The organism is Desulfovibrio inopinatus DSM 10711, from assembly GCF_000429305.1.
GTDB classification, from domain to species: Bacteria; Desulfobacterota; Desulfovibrionia; order Desulfovibrionales; family Desulfovibrionaceae; genus Alteridesulfovibrio; species Alteridesulfovibrio inopinatus.
The window spans coordinates 116,415-132,748 of the sequence record NZ_KE386881.1; the positions used below are offsets into that span (position 1 = coordinate 116,415).

General features: G+C 48.9%; 13 protein-coding genes. 7 read left to right on the top strand and 6 right to left on the bottom strand.

All coding sequences use genetic code 11. The features are described 5' to 3' along the window. The first annotated feature begins 187 nt into the window (after positions 1-187). From G451_RS0125045 to G451_RS31705, 6 genes are all read left to right on the top strand, one after another. Positions 188-745: a hypothetical protein gene (locus G451_RS0125045; protein ID WP_027186376.1), complete on the top strand. Its 558-nt coding sequence runs from the start codon at positions 188-190 to the stop codon at positions 743-745. 10 nt (positions 746-755) lie between these two features. Next, positions 756-1,193 carry a hypothetical protein gene (locus G451_RS0125050; protein WP_027186377.1) on the top strand — a complete coding sequence of 146 codons (438 nt, stop codon included), beginning with the start codon at positions 756-758 and terminating at the stop codon, positions 1,191-1,193. 218 nt (positions 1,194-1,411) lie between these two features. Further along, complete coding sequence (locus tag G451_RS33380) at positions 1,412-6,808, top strand: PAS domain S-box protein (protein ID WP_051261897.1); 5,397 nt, start codon at positions 1,412-1,414, stop codon at positions 6,806-6,808. Then, entirely contained in the window at positions 6,805-7,974 is a 1,170-nt protein-coding gene (locus tag G451_RS33385) for a PP2C family protein-serine/threonine phosphatase (protein ID WP_051261898.1), read from the top strand. Before G451_RS33380 ends, G451_RS33385 begins: the two co-directional genes overlap by 4 nt. Further along, complete coding sequence (locus G451_RS31700; protein WP_051261899.1) at positions 7,955-8,884, top strand: diguanylate cyclase; 930 nt, start codon at positions 7,955-7,957, stop codon at positions 8,882-8,884. The genes G451_RS33385 and G451_RS31700 overlap by 20 nt, the downstream gene beginning before the upstream one ends. Beyond that, positions 8,881-10,089 carry a GNAT family N-acetyltransferase gene (locus G451_RS31705; protein WP_051261900.1) on the top strand — a complete coding sequence of 403 codons (1,209 nt, stop codon included), beginning with the start codon at positions 8,881-8,883 and terminating at the stop codon, positions 10,087-10,089. The genes G451_RS31700 and G451_RS31705 overlap by 4 nt, the downstream gene beginning before the upstream one ends. A 73-nt stretch (positions 10,090-10,162) precedes the next feature. Here the strand turns inward: G451_RS31705 and G451_RS0125075 are convergent, their stop codons facing one another. Continuing rightward, positions 10,163-11,527, bottom strand: coding sequence for an aminotransferase-like domain-containing protein (locus G451_RS0125075; RefSeq protein ID WP_027186378.1), 1,365 nt, complete (start codon positions 11,525-11,527; stop codon positions 10,163-10,165). Between the two features lie 86 nt (positions 11,528-11,613). Between G451_RS0125075 and G451_RS0125080 the strand changes: the two genes are divergently transcribed. Then, positions 11,614-12,207 carry a LysE family translocator gene (locus G451_RS0125080; RefSeq protein WP_027186379.1) on the top strand — a complete coding sequence of 198 codons (594 nt, stop codon included), beginning with the start codon at positions 11,614-11,616 and terminating at the stop codon, positions 12,205-12,207. Between the two features lie 115 nt (positions 12,208-12,322). Here the strand turns inward: G451_RS0125080 and G451_RS31710 are convergent, their stop codons facing one another. From G451_RS31710 to G451_RS0125100, 5 genes are all read right to left on the bottom strand, one after another. After that, the gene (locus G451_RS31710) at positions 12,323-12,586 is read right to left on the bottom strand and encodes a type II toxin-antitoxin system HicB family antitoxin (protein ID WP_051261901.1); all 264 of its coding nucleotides are present in this window, start codon (positions 12,584-12,586) and stop codon (positions 12,323-12,325) included. After that, positions 12,558-12,794 carry a type II toxin-antitoxin system HicA family toxin gene (locus tag G451_RS33920; protein WP_084448777.1) on the bottom strand — a complete coding sequence of 79 codons (237 nt, stop codon included), beginning with the start codon at positions 12,792-12,794 and terminating at the stop codon, positions 12,558-12,560. Before G451_RS33920 ends, G451_RS31710 begins: the two co-directional genes overlap by 29 nt. Before the next feature lie 91 nt (positions 12,795-12,885). Beyond that, positions 12,886-14,643: a mechanosensitive ion channel family protein gene (locus G451_RS0125090; protein WP_156921821.1), complete on the bottom strand. Its 1,758-nt coding sequence runs from the start codon at positions 14,641-14,643 to the stop codon at positions 12,886-12,888. A gap of 221 nt (positions 14,644-14,864) precedes the next feature. Then, positions 14,865-15,071 carry a cold-shock protein gene (locus G451_RS0125095; protein WP_034644007.1) on the bottom strand — a complete coding sequence of 69 codons (207 nt, stop codon included), beginning with the start codon at positions 15,069-15,071 and terminating at the stop codon, positions 14,865-14,867. 99 nt (positions 15,072-15,170) lie between these two features. After that, a complete protein-coding gene (locus G451_RS0125100; RefSeq protein ID WP_027186382.1) occupies positions 15,171-16,334 on the bottom strand; it encodes a DNA polymerase IV in 1,164 nt (387 codons plus the stop codon).

Consider the following 16,334-nt stretch of genomic DNA (forward strand, 5'->3'; position numbering starts at 1 on the left):
CACACGTCATACAAACGACCAACAGCGTACGCCGTTGGTCGGTTTAAAACGCTCTCTTCAGGTTATCGTGAAAGAAAATTGCTGTCATGGCCGCCCGCAATTGTCAACATAAGCAGATTGACCGGTTAAGACCCAATAGATACATACAAGGCCAAGGAGCCTGATAAGGTCTTGTTAAGGAGAAACTATGCGGATTTGTCTTACTTTGGTCTTCGTGCTGGTCGGAATACTCATGACGCATGGCGTCTGTTTTGCCGAACCCCACGGTTTCGGAGGCTTTCGCTTCGGAGATCCTGCCCCCCACACAGCACAACTCACACCAATCACTCGCTCGGAACTCCTCGGCGCGAAAAGTCCAGAATCCCGGTGTGTTGGCTTGTTTGTCAAAAAAGATCCCATAACGTCCTTCCATGGAGTAAAAACGACTCGGGTTATATATAAATTTGTCAAAGATAAATTTTTTGGCGTTCTGATTGAATGCAAGGACACCGATACCAGTTACAACGCGCTTATCCGGAAGCTCATCAGCAAGTATGGACGGCCTTACGGGATGAAGGCGGCCAAGGGCATGTACTTCTGGTACTTCGACCATGTCAATCTCACGGTCTACAAATCCATGCTTTCCAACACGCTTACCATCGAGTTCGAATACTCTCCTTTGCTCACCGAGTCCTACACCTGCCTGGAAGAAGAGTTCAATACCGTCGTCGAGGAGCGTTATCCCGGCGTCATAACCACCCGATAATGGAGGTTTCATGACACGTCGATTTTTCCTCACCCTGTGCTTGGTCGGCGTTATCGTTTTGCCCCTCTGCCTCATCGTACATACGGCAGCGGCCCAAAACATTGTCATAGACGGCCTGCCCTCCCAAAAAGCAAGCGCCAGCGCGACAGAGGCACGGCTTGATGCCCTTGACGCGACGCAAAGCCAAGACTTCAGACTCAAGATCATCAAAAGTGACGGTCAATATTTATGGGCCAGTCGAGGCAACAAACCTCTGTCGCACGTTGTCAGCGGGGTCTTTCATATCTTTTACGACACAACCGGTGGCGGATACGTCAAAATTATCGACTGGGCACCGCTCCCTCCATCCATGAAAAAAAACAACACCGGTGTCAGCTACTTTGAATTCATTTCAAGCGGCATGAAAACAATCACGTACTTCGGTTCGGCCGATTCCTTCACCCCCTGACGGCGTTCGTAAGCGTACGACATATTGCTCTTCGTCAAGGGGCTTCCATGGACCGCATTCAATACGTGCCAGCAAGAATATATTGTGGTATGCAAGTGTAATCGGAGTGAAGCATACGATGCATTTAGCGTCGTCATGTTTATTACCGTTGCAATATGTGAGCATCACAAAATATGACGTTCCCATAACCGGCCTCTGCCGGGAATGCAGGATAACACGTGAATACCGCCCCGCTATTTTCACACAAATCGCCTTCCCTGTCTTTCATCAGTCGGCGTTTTCTGTTTTTGGGAAGCGCGATATCGATTATCCTTATCCTTCTCTACAGTATCATTCTTGTTGTCGACCTTAATAAAGAGCGGCGCAACGCAATCGCATTCCTGATTTCATCAAACAATGCGACGCTTGCAATAGAAAAATCCAATATAGAAACCCTCTTTCTCACGGCGTTTTCCGAAATTCAGTTCCTGCCCAATATGTACGACATGCAACTCTTTCTTGCGGCACAAACCCCATACGCTCAGTCGCGACTTGAAAACAACCTTTCACAACTCTATTACAGCACACTTTCGTACCAACATATCCATCTCATACGACCGAATGGCGAGGAAGTGATTTCCATTACAAATGGCGATATAGACGCACTGGATAAACCTCTCAACGTTTCTGCAGAGCTGTATTTCCAAAAAGGCATGAAACTTACTCGAGGGGAAATCAGTATTGAGGATGTAGACAATATTGGGCCCAACGACCATCGCGTTGCTCCGCAGCCAGGTTTTCAACTTATTACCAAAGTCTATGATATCTCTGACAAATTTTTTGGACTTCTCGTCTTGGAATACAATGCTTCAATCTTTCTCAACCAACTTCCTCTTCCTTCTCAGCTATCATCATGGTTTGTCTCATTAGCCAATGAGCAAGGAGAGTGGATCGTTCCTCCCAAAGTATCATCAGGCGACAACACATCTCCAGCACAGCATCCTCCAAAGTATCAAGATACATTTCCCCAAATATGGCAAGACGCCCGTTCTTCCGAATCAGGTTCTGTTGTGACAGAGAATGGACTCTTGAGTTACCAAACTATCCATATTGCTCACCTCGCCGACCGCATGCGTTCCGACTTTCATATTGTCACGGAATCATCCAATAATTTACTGCTCACGGCGGTCATTCCTCCGCCTGCATTATCCGAGCATTTGCTCCCACTTATAAACCGCTTTTTTATATTGCTTGGCGCTGGTTCTATTGTTCTCATATTACTGACCTGCTTTGCCGTCTCCGCCTGGGACAGTCGCTTACGCTCAGAACGTCGAGCCAAGGAACACGCACAAAAACTGACACAACTCAATAGCAACCTGGCGCAGGAAGCTGCAAAACGAGCGCAAGCCCAAGAAGAAGCCGCAACAGAACGTGCCCGCCTGCTTACTTTTCTTGACGCGGCTGATCGTGTGGGTGTTATCGTCACCGACGTAACTGGTATTATCCGTTTTGTTAGTCGTGGAGCCGAAATTCTTCTCGGCTACCGCGCTGAAGAACTCGTCGACAAGATGACACCGGTGATCTTCCATGATCCACAAGAAACTGAAGAACTAGCGTTGAGTATTAAAGCGGAGACCGGTCGCCTCCCCTCCCCATTTGAAGCACTAATCCATTTCGCCAAACAAGGGAGGCAAGACGCAGGAGACCGTATTCTTATATCGAAAGACGGGAAACACATCCCTGTCAATTTTGTTGTCTCCCCTATCTACGATGAAAACCAATTGCTGACTGGATTCATCGGCGTTGCCATCGATATTAGTGAACAGCACAAAGCCATGCTTGCGGTGAGGGAGTCGGCCGCACGCTTCGAAGCCATGAGTGAAGCATCCCATGACGCCCAGGTACTCATCAATGCCTCTGGAAACATACTGTATTGGAATAGCGCTGCAGAAGCCCTTTTCGGCTACAGTGCCGAAGAAGCACTGGGAAAAGATGTCCATAATATGGTCGCACTTCCAGAACAGAGATCACAAGCACGAAAGGGATTACGCCATTTTTCAGAATCTGGACGCGGTGAAGCCATTGGGAATGTACTCGAGTTCGAAGCACTACGAAAAGATGGTTCACGAGTGCAAATCGAACGCGCAGTGGCATCGTTCCACTTCGAAGGGAAATGGTACGCTGTCGGCAATGTTCGCGATATTACAGAACGCAAAGCCATCGAACAACAATTACGCACCAGTCAGGAACGTCTTGATCTCGCACTGGAGGGTGGTGGTCTCGGGCTTTGGGATTGGAATATCACGACCGGTGAACTTTATTTCAATGATCAATGGACCGGCATGCTCGGCTATGATCGAAAGGAAATCACCCCGTTTTTTATACACTGGTTGCAGTTAATCCATCATGATGACCTGGCAGAAGTAAAAGCAGGTCTCAATATGCATTTAAACGGGGAAACACCTGTTTTTCGTGCCGAATACCGTATGAAATCCAAAGAGGGTATTTGGAAATGGATTCTTTCCATGGGCAAAGTGGTCGAACGCGATTCCCTGGGACGCCCTCACCGTGCTGTAGGGACACATATGGATATCACCGAGACAAAAAGAGTTGAAGAAGCCCTTCGAGAAAGTCGGGAACTCTTACGCGCTACGCAAGATATCGCCATGGTTGGAGGCTGGCAATACGACGTGGCCACCGGCACGCTCACCTGGACAGACCAAGTGTATACCATTCACGAACTTCCTATCGGCACAACAGTGTCCATAGAACAAGCCGCGGCATTCTACCCTCCGGAATATCGAGACATTATACAGAATGCGTTTAAAGCCTGCCTCAACGACGGAACTCCATACAATCTCGAACTCGAACTCCTGACGGCATCCGGCACACGAAAATATGTTCGGGCGATGGGAGCGGCGGAAACCAATCATGGTCATGTTGTGAAAGTTTCCGGAACATTGCAGGACGTGAACGACCGAAAAGTTGCCGAGCACCAGCTTGAAGAACTCAAGAGACGTTTGGAACTCGCTCTTGTCTCATCGGACTCGGGCCTGTGGGATTGGAACGTGATCACAGGAGATCTCTATATAGATGACAAATGGGCGGCTATTCTCGGGTATACCAGAGATGAATTGCCTCCACATGTCTCGACATGGGAAAAAACCGTTCATCCTGAAGATATGTCAGGTGTTATGGTACGACTCGAAAAAAGTCACCGTCCCGACGCAACCGAACTCTACGAAGCAGAATATCGCGCCCCGACCAAAAGTGGTGAACAGATATGGATTCTTGCTCGTGGTCGAGTGGTCGAACGTGACGAGAACGGCGCGCCTTTGCGTATGATTGGCATCATCCAAGACATCACTGCAAGAAAGAACCTTGAAGAACGATTGCGCCTGGCGACGGAAGAGGCCACGCAAGCCAGTCGAGCCAAAAGCGACTTTCTTGCGCGAATGAGCCACGAAATTCGCACACCGATGAACGCTATTATCGGCTTGTCTCACCTTGCGCTGCAAACGTCTCTCGATGCACAGCAACACGGCTATATCATCAAAGTACAAAACTCAGCGAAAGCCCTGTTGGGCATCATCAACGACATCCTCGACTTCTCGAAAATCGAAGCGGGAAAACTTGTTCTCGAACATACGAACTTCAATCTCGACACCACAATGGCCGATCTCGCCAACGTTGCCGGCCTGAGCGCCGAACAAAAAGGCCTCGAATTTATTATTTCGACGGCTCCCGATGTTCCGCGACAACTGACTGGGGATCCGCTCCGGCTCAGCCAAGTTCTCCTCAATCTGACGGCTAATGCAGTCAAATTCACGGACTCAGGGGAAGTCATGGTGTCTGTCGGGATGAAGCAAGCGACCAATAGTCGCGTCACATTGGAATTCTGTGTGCAAGACACAGGAGTCGGGTTGACAGAAAAACAAATTCAACGCTTATTCGAGTCGTTTACTCAGGCTGATGAATCCACCACACGCAAATATGGAGGAACAGGACTCGGACTGACCATCAGCAAACGACTCGTCGAGTTGATGGGGGGAGAAATATGGGTCCACTCCATTCCGGGACAAGGCAGTGCATTTCATTTCACGATTGTTTTAGACCGCCCCACAAACCAGGGTGAGACCGTACGGAACTTATGTTCCCATTTTCTTGGAAAGCGTACCCTCGTTGTGGATGACAACATGACAGCCCGTCAAATCCTGACCCGTGACCTCGAATCACTCTGCTTCAGCGTAACAAGTTGTGCTTCAGAAAAAGAAGCGCTCCGTTTACTCTACACAGAAGGACCAACGTATACATTTATTTTCATTGATAGTCAGACATCTGATATCAATACACTCGAACTCGTCCACACCATCCGGCGTGATCCAGCATTCACAGACACAAAAATTGTACTCCTCACGACCAATGAACACATCGATATTATTCCCCAAGCACAACAGGCCGGGGTCGACACCGTTCTTGTCAAACCCGTGCATCGCTCGTTGTTATATGACACTTTGACACAAACCCTTCACGAACAAACTCTCATTTTAGACTCTCCTCAACCTGATACCGACCTTGAAACTGCATTGAGGCGTATTCGCGAGGCAACGATTCTCGTTGTTGAAGACAATCCCATAAATCAGCAAGTAGCGCAGGAACTTCTTGAAAATGAAGGCTTTGTGGTCACTTTGGCCGATAGCGGCAAAGCCGCCATCCAGCTCCTCAAGAGCACCACATTTGATATTGTACTTATGGATGTCCAGATGCCGGGAATGGATGGGTACGAGGCAACACGTGCCATACGAAACCAATTGAAGCTTGTGGATATTCCTATCATTGCCATGACCGCTCATGCGCTTGTCGGCGACCGTGAGAAAAGCCTCAAATCCGGTATGAATGAGCATATTACAAAACCAATTGATCCGAGCATCCTGTTTAAGACCCTGACGAAGTGGATTCTTCCCAGGAACAAAACCATCTACCGCCCCTCAGATCGAACGCAGAAGAACATCGTCCTGCCCGACAGCTTGCCCGGCATCGATATTTCATCGGGGCTTACCCGCGTCGCTGGCAATGCATCATTGTATCGCAAGCTGTTGTGGGATTTCGTTCGTCATCACGAATCAGCAGGTACAGATTTGAATACACATCTTGCTTCCGGTGACATAACCACGGCTTTACGTCTGCTCCATACAGTCAAAGGTGTTGCTGGCAATATTGCGGCAAAAAAATTGTCCATTGAGGCAAGAGATCTCGAACTCCGCCTGAAAGAAGAACAGACCATTCCCCCCGAAGCATTCGCCGGATTTACCCAAGCTCTCGAATCTGTTATAGAAGGAATACACCGCTTTTGCCCCGAAACAACTTCGGACGTTTCCACAGAAAGCGAAATGGATCGAACGCAGGCAGGGAAAAAAGCAGCTCACTTGTCCAGCCTGCTTGCGGAGAACAGTTTTGATGCTGAATCTGCATTTGTTGAGTTCAAGAACAGCATGGCAGGCTTGGCCGATAAACGTTTGGATGAACTCCACAGTGCCATTGACGAGTTCGACTTTGAAAAAGCGCAAAGCCTGATCACGCAACTTATAAACGAATTTGACCTTAGCCCAGGCGCTATGGGACGCCCAACATCATGACCGATCGCCGCCGGGTACTCATTGTTGACGATATGCCTCAAAATATTCGTATGCTCGGAGAAGCACTGCGTGCCGACTACGAAATTAATGTCGCGACGTCAGGACAAAAAGCACTCGATATCGCTTTTTCCTCTACTCCACCCGACCTTATTCTTCTTGACGTCATGATGCCTCAAATGGACGGCTATGAAGTAATGCAACGCCTTCAGGCCAATGAAAATACCCAGTCCATCCCGGTTATTTTTGTTACAGCAAAAGATGAGGAAAAAGACGAAGAAGTCGGGCTCAAGCTCAGAGCTGTTGATTATATCACCAAGCCTATTAGTCTTCCTATTGTCAAAGCCCGAGTTGCCAATCACATGGCGTTGCTCGAAGCTCGACGTGAAGTCCAAACCGCCTACAATCAACTGTCGACGGAAATGGACAAAATGGCGGCGTTGCAAAAAAAGCTTATGCCCAACTCGGATTACCGAGATGATCATACGATTATTTCGGGGATGTACCGTCCATCCGGCAAAGCCAGTGGCGACTATTACGACTTCTTCCGCATGGATGACCGTCTTCGTCTTGTGGTGGCCGATGTATCCGGGCACGGTGCCCGAGCAGCGTTCATTGTCGGTCTTGTGCGATCTGTTTTTCATGCAAGTCGAACGACACGCATGGGATTGGCCGACATTGCCGACATCATTAATCGCCAATTGCTCGATTCTGTGGGAGAGGAGGGGGATTTCGTCACGATGATTGCGGCCGATATCCATACGGATACGGGATATATTGATTTCATCAATGCCGGGCATTGTCCGGGAATTCTTCGGACCAGCACGAACGACTTTGTCCATCTTGAGAGTCAGACCGCCATGCTCGGACTCTTTGAAGCCGAATTTGAAGCCCAGGCCATACAGCCAGGAGAGACATTTTCTTTATTTCTCTATACCGATGGAATTTATGAGTGGTTCATTGCGCCAGAAGAACTCTACGGAGCGAACCGCTTTGTTCAGCGCATTGAGAACGAACTCTCCAAGAATGCATTGCATCATGCAAACGATGTTCCCGGTATTGTGGCTGCAGACGCCAAGAGCACCCCGCGCTTCGAAGACGACCTTACTGCGCTCTTTATTCAATTCAGCACGACAAGCATAGGAACACATGATGAGCCGGCCGCGTAAGATACTGATCATAGATGACTCCACCTCAAGTATACGAATTCTTGGCACGGCCCTCCGTGGACTCTATGACGTCTTGGTCGCTACAAACGGCGAAAAAGGACTTGAGGTTGCTGCGGCGCAATCGCCTGATCTCATTTTACTCGATATCATGATGCCTGGAATCAACGGGTACGAGGTCTGTCGTCGATTGAAAGAAGATCCGCACCTCTCCTCTATCCCCGTTATTTTTATTACCGCCAAAGACGATGAGGAAGACGAGGAACAAGGTCTCAATCTCGGGGCTGTCGACTACATCACCAAACCGTTTCGTTTGCCGATTGTCCTGGCCCGCGTTCGGACCCACCTTCGACTCAAAGAAAAAAGCGACTTGTTGGAGCGGCTTGCGTCCGTTGACGGATTGACCGACATTCCGAATAGACGTCGATTCGACGAAGTCCTCGATATGGAATTTCAACGCGCCAGACGAGATGGCACACCTCTTGGTGTTATTCTCATCGACATTGACTTCTTCAAGCATTTCAATGACACTTATGGACATGCCGCTGGCGATGAATGTCTTCGCCGCGTCGCCAGAGTGCTTTCCCGAAGTCTCAAACGTCCGGCAGATTTTGTGGCACGCTATGGCGGCGAAGAATTCGTCGCGGTTGTCCCAGGAACACCACTCGATGGCACGATGGCATTGGCCGACGCCATGCGTCAATCCGTTTTTGAAGAACATATCCCTCATGCAGCCTCCACAGCTGCCGACTTCGTCACCATCAGCCTTGGGGCGGAATCGCTTGTGCCGCACTCCACCGACTCATCTGAACAACTTTTGAAAAATGCCGACGAAGCGCTCTACCTCGCAAAACAAAACGGCCGCAATCAAGTGCAAACACTTGCAGCTCAAACACCTCCGAAGGAATCATGACCCACCCCAGACCAACAATTCCCGAAACCGTCAACGCGGTCTGGCATCGCTCCATTTCCGATATTGATCGCACCGACTGGGACCGCCTTTGCGGCCCTTCAGTCTCGCCATTCCTCGAATGGGACTGGCTTCACCTGCTTGAGGATTCAGGGAGTGCCAATCAGGACACCGGCTGGCTTCCGCTGCACCTGACATTAAGCCACCAAGATCATATTATTGCAGCGGCCCCCCTCTATCTGCGCTTTGATAGCACCGGTGAATTCGTTTTTGATCAGATATGGGCCAACGTCGCGCTCCGCCTGGGGTTGCCGTATTATCCAAAACTTGTTGGTATGAGTCCGTTTACACCAGCAGCGGGGTACACGTTCCTGACGGATCCAACCTTTAATCAACATCTTCTGCAAGAAGCGCTTTTTGCGACACTGGCCGACTTCAGCGAACACAATGCACTTCACTCTTTGGCGTTCAACTTTATTGACCCTGCATGGAAACCTGAACTCGAAAGTCGGGGCTATAGTTTATGGGAGCATCAAGGGTTCGTCTGGAAGAACGCCAACTACGGTCATTTCGACGACTTTTTATCCAATCTCAAGCCGAATCGACGCAAGACCATACGGCGAGAACGAAAAAGCCTACTCAACGCAGGAATAACGACGCAAGTTCTTCAGGGAGATGAGATTACTCCCGAAGTTCTGGATTGGATGTATGAGGTCTATGTCAATACGAACGATAAATTCGGCCGATTTAGCTGTAAATTTCTCACAAAAAAATTTTTTGACGGGCTTCTTGGACCAGTAAGACGTCACCTCCTCTTTGTTGTTGCCCGACAAAACAATAACGCTCGCCCTATCGCCATGGCTTTGCTCGCGCATAAGAATGGTATCTTGTATGGTCGATATTGGGGCACATTCGAACATATTCCCTTCCTGCATTTCGAGGTATGTTATTACACCCCGATAGAATGGGCCATTGCCAACGGCTTACATACTTTTGATCCGGGCATGGGAGGCGAACACAAGACATTACGTGGTTTTCTCTCCACAACAAATTATTCCGCCCACTTACTCTTGGATTCAAGAATGCGTGAAATCATGCGCATCAATATGGACAAAGTGAATTCGCTCGAACGTGAACACATCGAGGCATTGAATGAATTACTTCCCTACAAAGAAGACGAAGAGCATCAAGGCACAGACAGGGAATAAACGATACTATCAAGAAGCTCTGGGAATATTGCTTCATTTAAAAACGCGACGCATGACACGTCGCGTTTCTGCTTTACGGATGGGGACGCAATATCTCACGTAAAGTTGTGAGGGCGTTGTGAAGTGTTGTGAAGTCTTCAATGCCTGTGAGCGAAATACGAGCCGCTGGAGGAGGAGAAGTTTGTCCCACGGCAAACTTTTCGGCTCCGAAAATACTGATTCCGGCGCGACGTGCAGCTCGTTCCAACATCTGTCCGGTCCATCTTTCAGGCAATTCCAACCAGATAAAAAAACCATTGGGCTTTCCCTGAAAACGCAACTCCTTCAAGGCATTGCTGGCGACCTGAAAACACTGTGCTCCCTCGGCCTGTTTGCGCTTCACGACCGCATCTGCCGTTCCATCCAGAATCCACATGGAAACCAACTCGGCATTCAGAGCCGGGCTCATCCAAATTGTATTGAGCACGGCCTGCGCCAAAGGTTTGAGATGTCGTTTCGGAACAACCAGAAACGACACGCGTAATCCTGCTGCGAACGATTTGGATATCCCCGCCACAAACACTCCACGTTGACGTACACGAGCCGTAATCGGTGTTTGCCCACCCGTCCCAGTCAGCGCATAAGCATCATCTTCAATGATGAGCAGATCATGTACCTCAGCAAGATGAGCAATACGGTCTCGTCGGGATTCCGGAATGGTCGCCGTCGTCGGATTATGCACATCGGGCATGAGATACACCGCTTTGATATCGTCACGACGACACGCCACATCTAAACTCTCCGGAATCATGCCATGCTCATCCATGGCGATGGGTACCAAGCGCATGCCGAGCATGGAAGCAAGCGTCTTCATCCCCGGATAGGTTAAGGCATCCGTTGCAATGCGATCACCAGGTCTGAGCAGCCCGCTCATACAGCACGTCAATCCATGCTGAGACCCACTGCAAACAATAATATCCTCAGCTTCGACTTCCAGGCCATACCGTGAGGCCCAAAGAGCTCCGGCCGCTCGATGTTCGGGAAGACCGCGCGGGTCTGTATACCGCATGAATGCCGCAGGGTCTTTCCGTCGTGCAATACGACGAAAACCTTCAGTGATGTCCGGATCCAAACACGAAAGCTGCGAAACCAATCCCAGATCCAACAATCCAGGCATCTCCGGCTCAAATGATACCATTGATGTATTCGTCACGGCATCTGACGCGACATAGGTTCCACGGCCCACGGTTCCAGTAACCAAACTCCGTTTTTCAGCCTCCAAGTATCCTCGTGTTACGGTGGAAACATTCATGTGAAGCACGTCGGCCAAATCACGATGCGTCGGCAACCGTTCTCCCGGTTTAAGTTCTCCACAAGCAATGGCGCGCTCAATTGCATCGGCCAGCTTTTTATACAGCGGGCCGCCACTCTCGGGGATGTGTGGTGTCCATATTGTCATGCACACAATAATCACATTGACACCACACAATGTCAACCGTACATCTGATTCATTACAGAACCTTTCTCCCCAATGGAGTAACTTCAATGAATATGGAGACATATTTCGCATTTGTCTTATTCGCAATTCTCATGACGGCCACACCCGGAATGGGTAACCTGACCATGATGGCCATTGGTCAAACAACGGGATTTCGTTCTTCCTTACCATTTCTGGCAGGAGCAGTTCTTGGGGCGACGTGTCTTGATACATTGGTGAGTGTGGGGTTGGGAGGCCTGTTTCTTCGGTCTCCTCAACTTGCCATCGTCGTGAAGTGTGGAGGAATGGCGTATATTCTGTATTTAAGTTGGAAAATCATGACAATGCAACTTTCCACCCATGGATCAAACAAACGGTTTTCCTTTTGGGAAGGACTGGTACTCCACCCAAGCAATCCCAAAAGCTGGACCATGGCCGTGGTCGGCTTCAGCCAAGTCGTCAATCCGGAAGCGCCTCTTTTGCCACAAGTCGTGCTCTTTGTTGCAACGTTTTCAATCTTCGCCATGACGTTTCACTCCCTGTGGGGAGTTGCCGGGGCAATGCTTATGCGCACAGTAACTTCACCTCCACTTCGCATTGGACTCAACCTTGTCATGGTGGGGGGAATGGTCGGTGCAACGTTATATGCCATGTTGGCATAAGAGGTGGATGCGATAGCACTGAAAAAAATGCAAACGAGGCATACCACAACCGGTACCCTCGTTTGCATTCAAGGAAGAGGAACAGACATATTCGTCTGCTCTTTTCTCAAGTGGTTTAAGCGTCCACTTTAGCAGGAACAAGCATCATGACACCATCTTTATAATCCGGATTCGCATCAATAAGCTCCGGCGGCGTCGGAATTGGGAGAGGTTCATTGTGATCATTCATCACACGAATATGTCCTTCAAGAGCCTGAACAGCCATATTTCGAGCACTGACAAGATCTGCACCGGCAGTAATGCACCCAGGGAAATCAGGGAAACACAATTCATATTCTGAGTCGCGCTGCTTATGAATCACGGCAATGTAATATCTCATCTCCTGCTCCTACGCGTTCAGGTTTGAGCCCGAAACAGGCCTGCCGCTCGATGTTGAGCAATGTCTTGATGGTAATGTTGCGCTTTGGATGTGGGACGGTAACGGTTCCAGGCTTGGTCTCATGCCGAAAATGCCTATGCGATCCACTGGAACGAACTAAACGCCACCCATCATTTTCCAAATGCCGAATCACCTCTCGACTATCCATATTTTCCCCCATGCTGCGATGAATATGCCCTGTCAAGAACGCTCTCGACTGATATGCATTCAACATCCGCGCACAGTATAGCAACAGAATCTTATTGATCGTCTACAACTTTGTGTACTGTTATCTGCGGATACGGAATCTCCCAGCCATTTCTGGTGCAGGTCTCCACGGCAACCTTCTGCACCAAACGGCCTGCCGAGTAATACCATGTCGCCGCTTCATGCGTGAGCGTAACAAACAACGAAATATTAAGCGATGAGTCAGCAGCCTCTTTGAAACTCGTCGAGACACTTTTTACGTGTTGCGCAATGGCTGTCTGAGAAAAAGCGTCGGCAATATCTGCTCGTAATGTTTCGGGAATAACCGTGGTGGCAATGTCTTGATGCTTATAGTCCACACCGAAGACTACGGTCACCGTAAAGCCTGTCGCAACATTCAACGGGGATGCGGAGAGGAAACTGCTTGTCGGGTAGTATTTGATCGCACCAGAAAGTAACTCAAGCTGAACAAAATCGGGTGTTTGCCGAAGAATTTTACCATAATCGGAACCGACCTGGACGTAATCATTTTTTTTCGTAGGAAAAAACGGCTCGCCCTTTTCAAAAGGCCTGGAGCATTTGCTCGTCAGATCGTCAATATGAACACGAACCATCCCTCCGGACAACGCCGGATTATTCAAGACCGTGTAATACCGAATACGATCAACCCGATATGGGATACCGTTCCAGACAAGACGCTCACCCTCGCGCACTCCACCAATATTAAGCAGAAGCTTCACCTGCTCCCAATACTTGTTGATCCCGGCTTTGGCCGACCAAATGGCACCAAAGATCAAAATAATGGAAAGACCAAGCAAGACCCAATCTCCTGCGACATAAAAAACGGCCAATGCTGCGAGGATAGCCAACAGAGATCCAAAAACGCCTACAGCAATACTGACCAAGCGCGCAGAGAAACTTGTTCCACCTATTTTATTTTTGAAAAGCAAAGGGGTAATCTGTTGATGCAACAGTCGTACAAGAAAGAACACTCCACAAAAGGCAAGACAAGCAAAGATAAAATTCAGCCCTCGCGAACTGAAAAATTGTTGAAACAAGGAGGAAATGGAGTCTGTCAGTGATTTGGTTTCGCTTTGTTTCTGATCCAGTTGAAGGATGGCAAGTTCCAGTGCTTCTTTGTAATCGGAAATAAGCGATTCCCAATGCTCTTTCTGTTTTTTCAGATAGTCGACCAGATCCGGATCTTTGGTTTCCGCTATCAATCCATCAATACGTTTCAACGCTTGTTCCGCTTTGGAAAGAACCTCAGTACGGCGATTGATCTCCGTACGAAGATGCTCAATCTCCCGAGGGTGTTCCGTCAAATCTTTTATCTGTTGAACAAGGGGCGCAAAGAGTTCCGCCAGCTCTGCTTTCCAGTCGAACTTCTTCAATTGGGGCTTGGCAAAGGTCTCCATAGAAATACCCGAAGCAATCTCGGATAAATCTTCACGTTGATCGGCAATGGAGGCTTGAAGCGAATCGATACGTTGTTGAATCGTTTTTTTTGTGTCGTCATCCTCGGCCGTATCCAACGCTTTTTGCAACTCGTCCAATGATTCTTGATTCTTTGCAACAGCATTCAACAAGGAGACAAGCGCTTTTCGCACTGCTTGCGATTTTCCGACCTTTTTAGTCGCAAGAGAAGGCATATCTTGTTTGGCATCAGACGGTTTCGCTTCAGAAAGAGACGTTTGCGGTGCCGGCAATCCTTCTTGTGGTGCTGCCGTTTGAATCTGCGTCTTCTCAGCAGGCGTATCGGATTGTGCACACACGACAGAAGCATGCAATACAACGAAAAAAATAAACAAGAATAGACATCGCATCGACACGCAATAAACCCGAAACATCAGATACTCTCCTTGGTTGTGCAATGTTTGGTCACGGCAGCATCATTTATAAGAGACAATCAGGAATTTTGTGGCCGTTATCGTGATGAGAGTCAACCGGAAGAAAGAAAATCTCACAAAAAAGCATAAAAAAAGGCCCTCGAAAGGGCCTGAAAAAATATGCTAAAACAAAAAATATGCGCTTAGTTGACGACCGTTACATTGGCCGCCTTGGCGCCGCGTTCACCGGGAACAATTTCGAAGTTGACCCGTTCACCTTCATGGAGGGTTTTGAAGCCCTGGCCACTGATCGACGAGTAGTGGACGAAAACGTCTTCTTCACCCGGTCGTTCAATAAAACCAAAGCCTTTCTTCTCATTGAACCATTTCACGGTGCCTTCGTACAGCATATAAATCCATCCTCTCAAAAGGTTATCAATCTTCCGCATCATGCGGCCCAAGAAGCAATGACGATACCCTTTTCCAAGAATTAGGCAAGGGAAATTAAATCATTCTGAATCACTCCGATTTTTCGCCCGAGCTCTTCCCATAATATCTCGTCCATATTTTTCCTGAATGGCATCAACGGCGTGATCGAGTTGAACTAAACGGTCATGGCGAGATTGGCGTTCATCGGGCAACAGCGTCAACTGTTGGGCCGGCCCATTAAAATTCGAAACACCAACCCCAATAAGGCGCACAGGACGGCTCAATTCAATCTTGTCGAAAAGACTTTTTGCCGTTGAATAAATCGTATCTGTGGCACACAGCGGGTGCGACACCGTTTCACTGCGCGTAAGGTTCGTAAAATCAGCAAATTTCAGCTTCAGCGTCACCGTGCGTCCGGCAAATCCTCGTCGTCGGAGTCCATGACCAACGCGCTCCGCTTGTGTGAGAAGATGTGTACAGAGTACGTCTCGATCAGCAGTATCGCGAGACAGCGTGTGCTCTGCCGATACAGATTTCCGCTCACGAGAGGGATTGACCCGAGAACGGTCTTCACCCCGCGCTTTTTTGGCCAGCTCCAACCCCCATTTCCCCAAATGACGTTCCCAAAACGCATCACTTTGCCGCGCCATGTCACCAGCATGGACAATCCCGAGACGAGCCAGGGTCGTGGCGGTGCGTCCCCCGACTCCGGGAATCTTACCAATAGGCAGTGTTCGTAACACCTCGGAAACATCATGTTCTTCAATGATGGTAATGCCCCCCGGCTTTTTCATATCCGAGGCGATTTTCGCGAGAAACTTCACGGGAGCCCCACCAATGGCACAAGAGAGATCGATTTCTTCACGAACCCGTTGTTGAATCATGACCGCAATTTCGAGAGGAGGACCATACAGCCGTCCCAATCCGGCAACATCAAGATAGGCTTCGTCAATAGAGGCAGGTTCTACAACAGGAGCGATCTCTTCAAAAAGCGCCATGACCTGACGCGATATTTCGGCATAACGATGCATACGGCCGGACAAAAAAATGCCGTGAGGACAAAGCTTCCGAGCCTGCATCACAGGCATAGCCGAATGTACACCAAACCATCGGGCTTCATACGATGCTGCTGAAACCACACCGCGTGTACCCTTTCCAATAATGACGGGTAATCCACGAAGTTCCGGATTATCGAGCTGCTCCACAGAAGCAAAAAAGGCATCCATGTCGATGTGAAATATCAT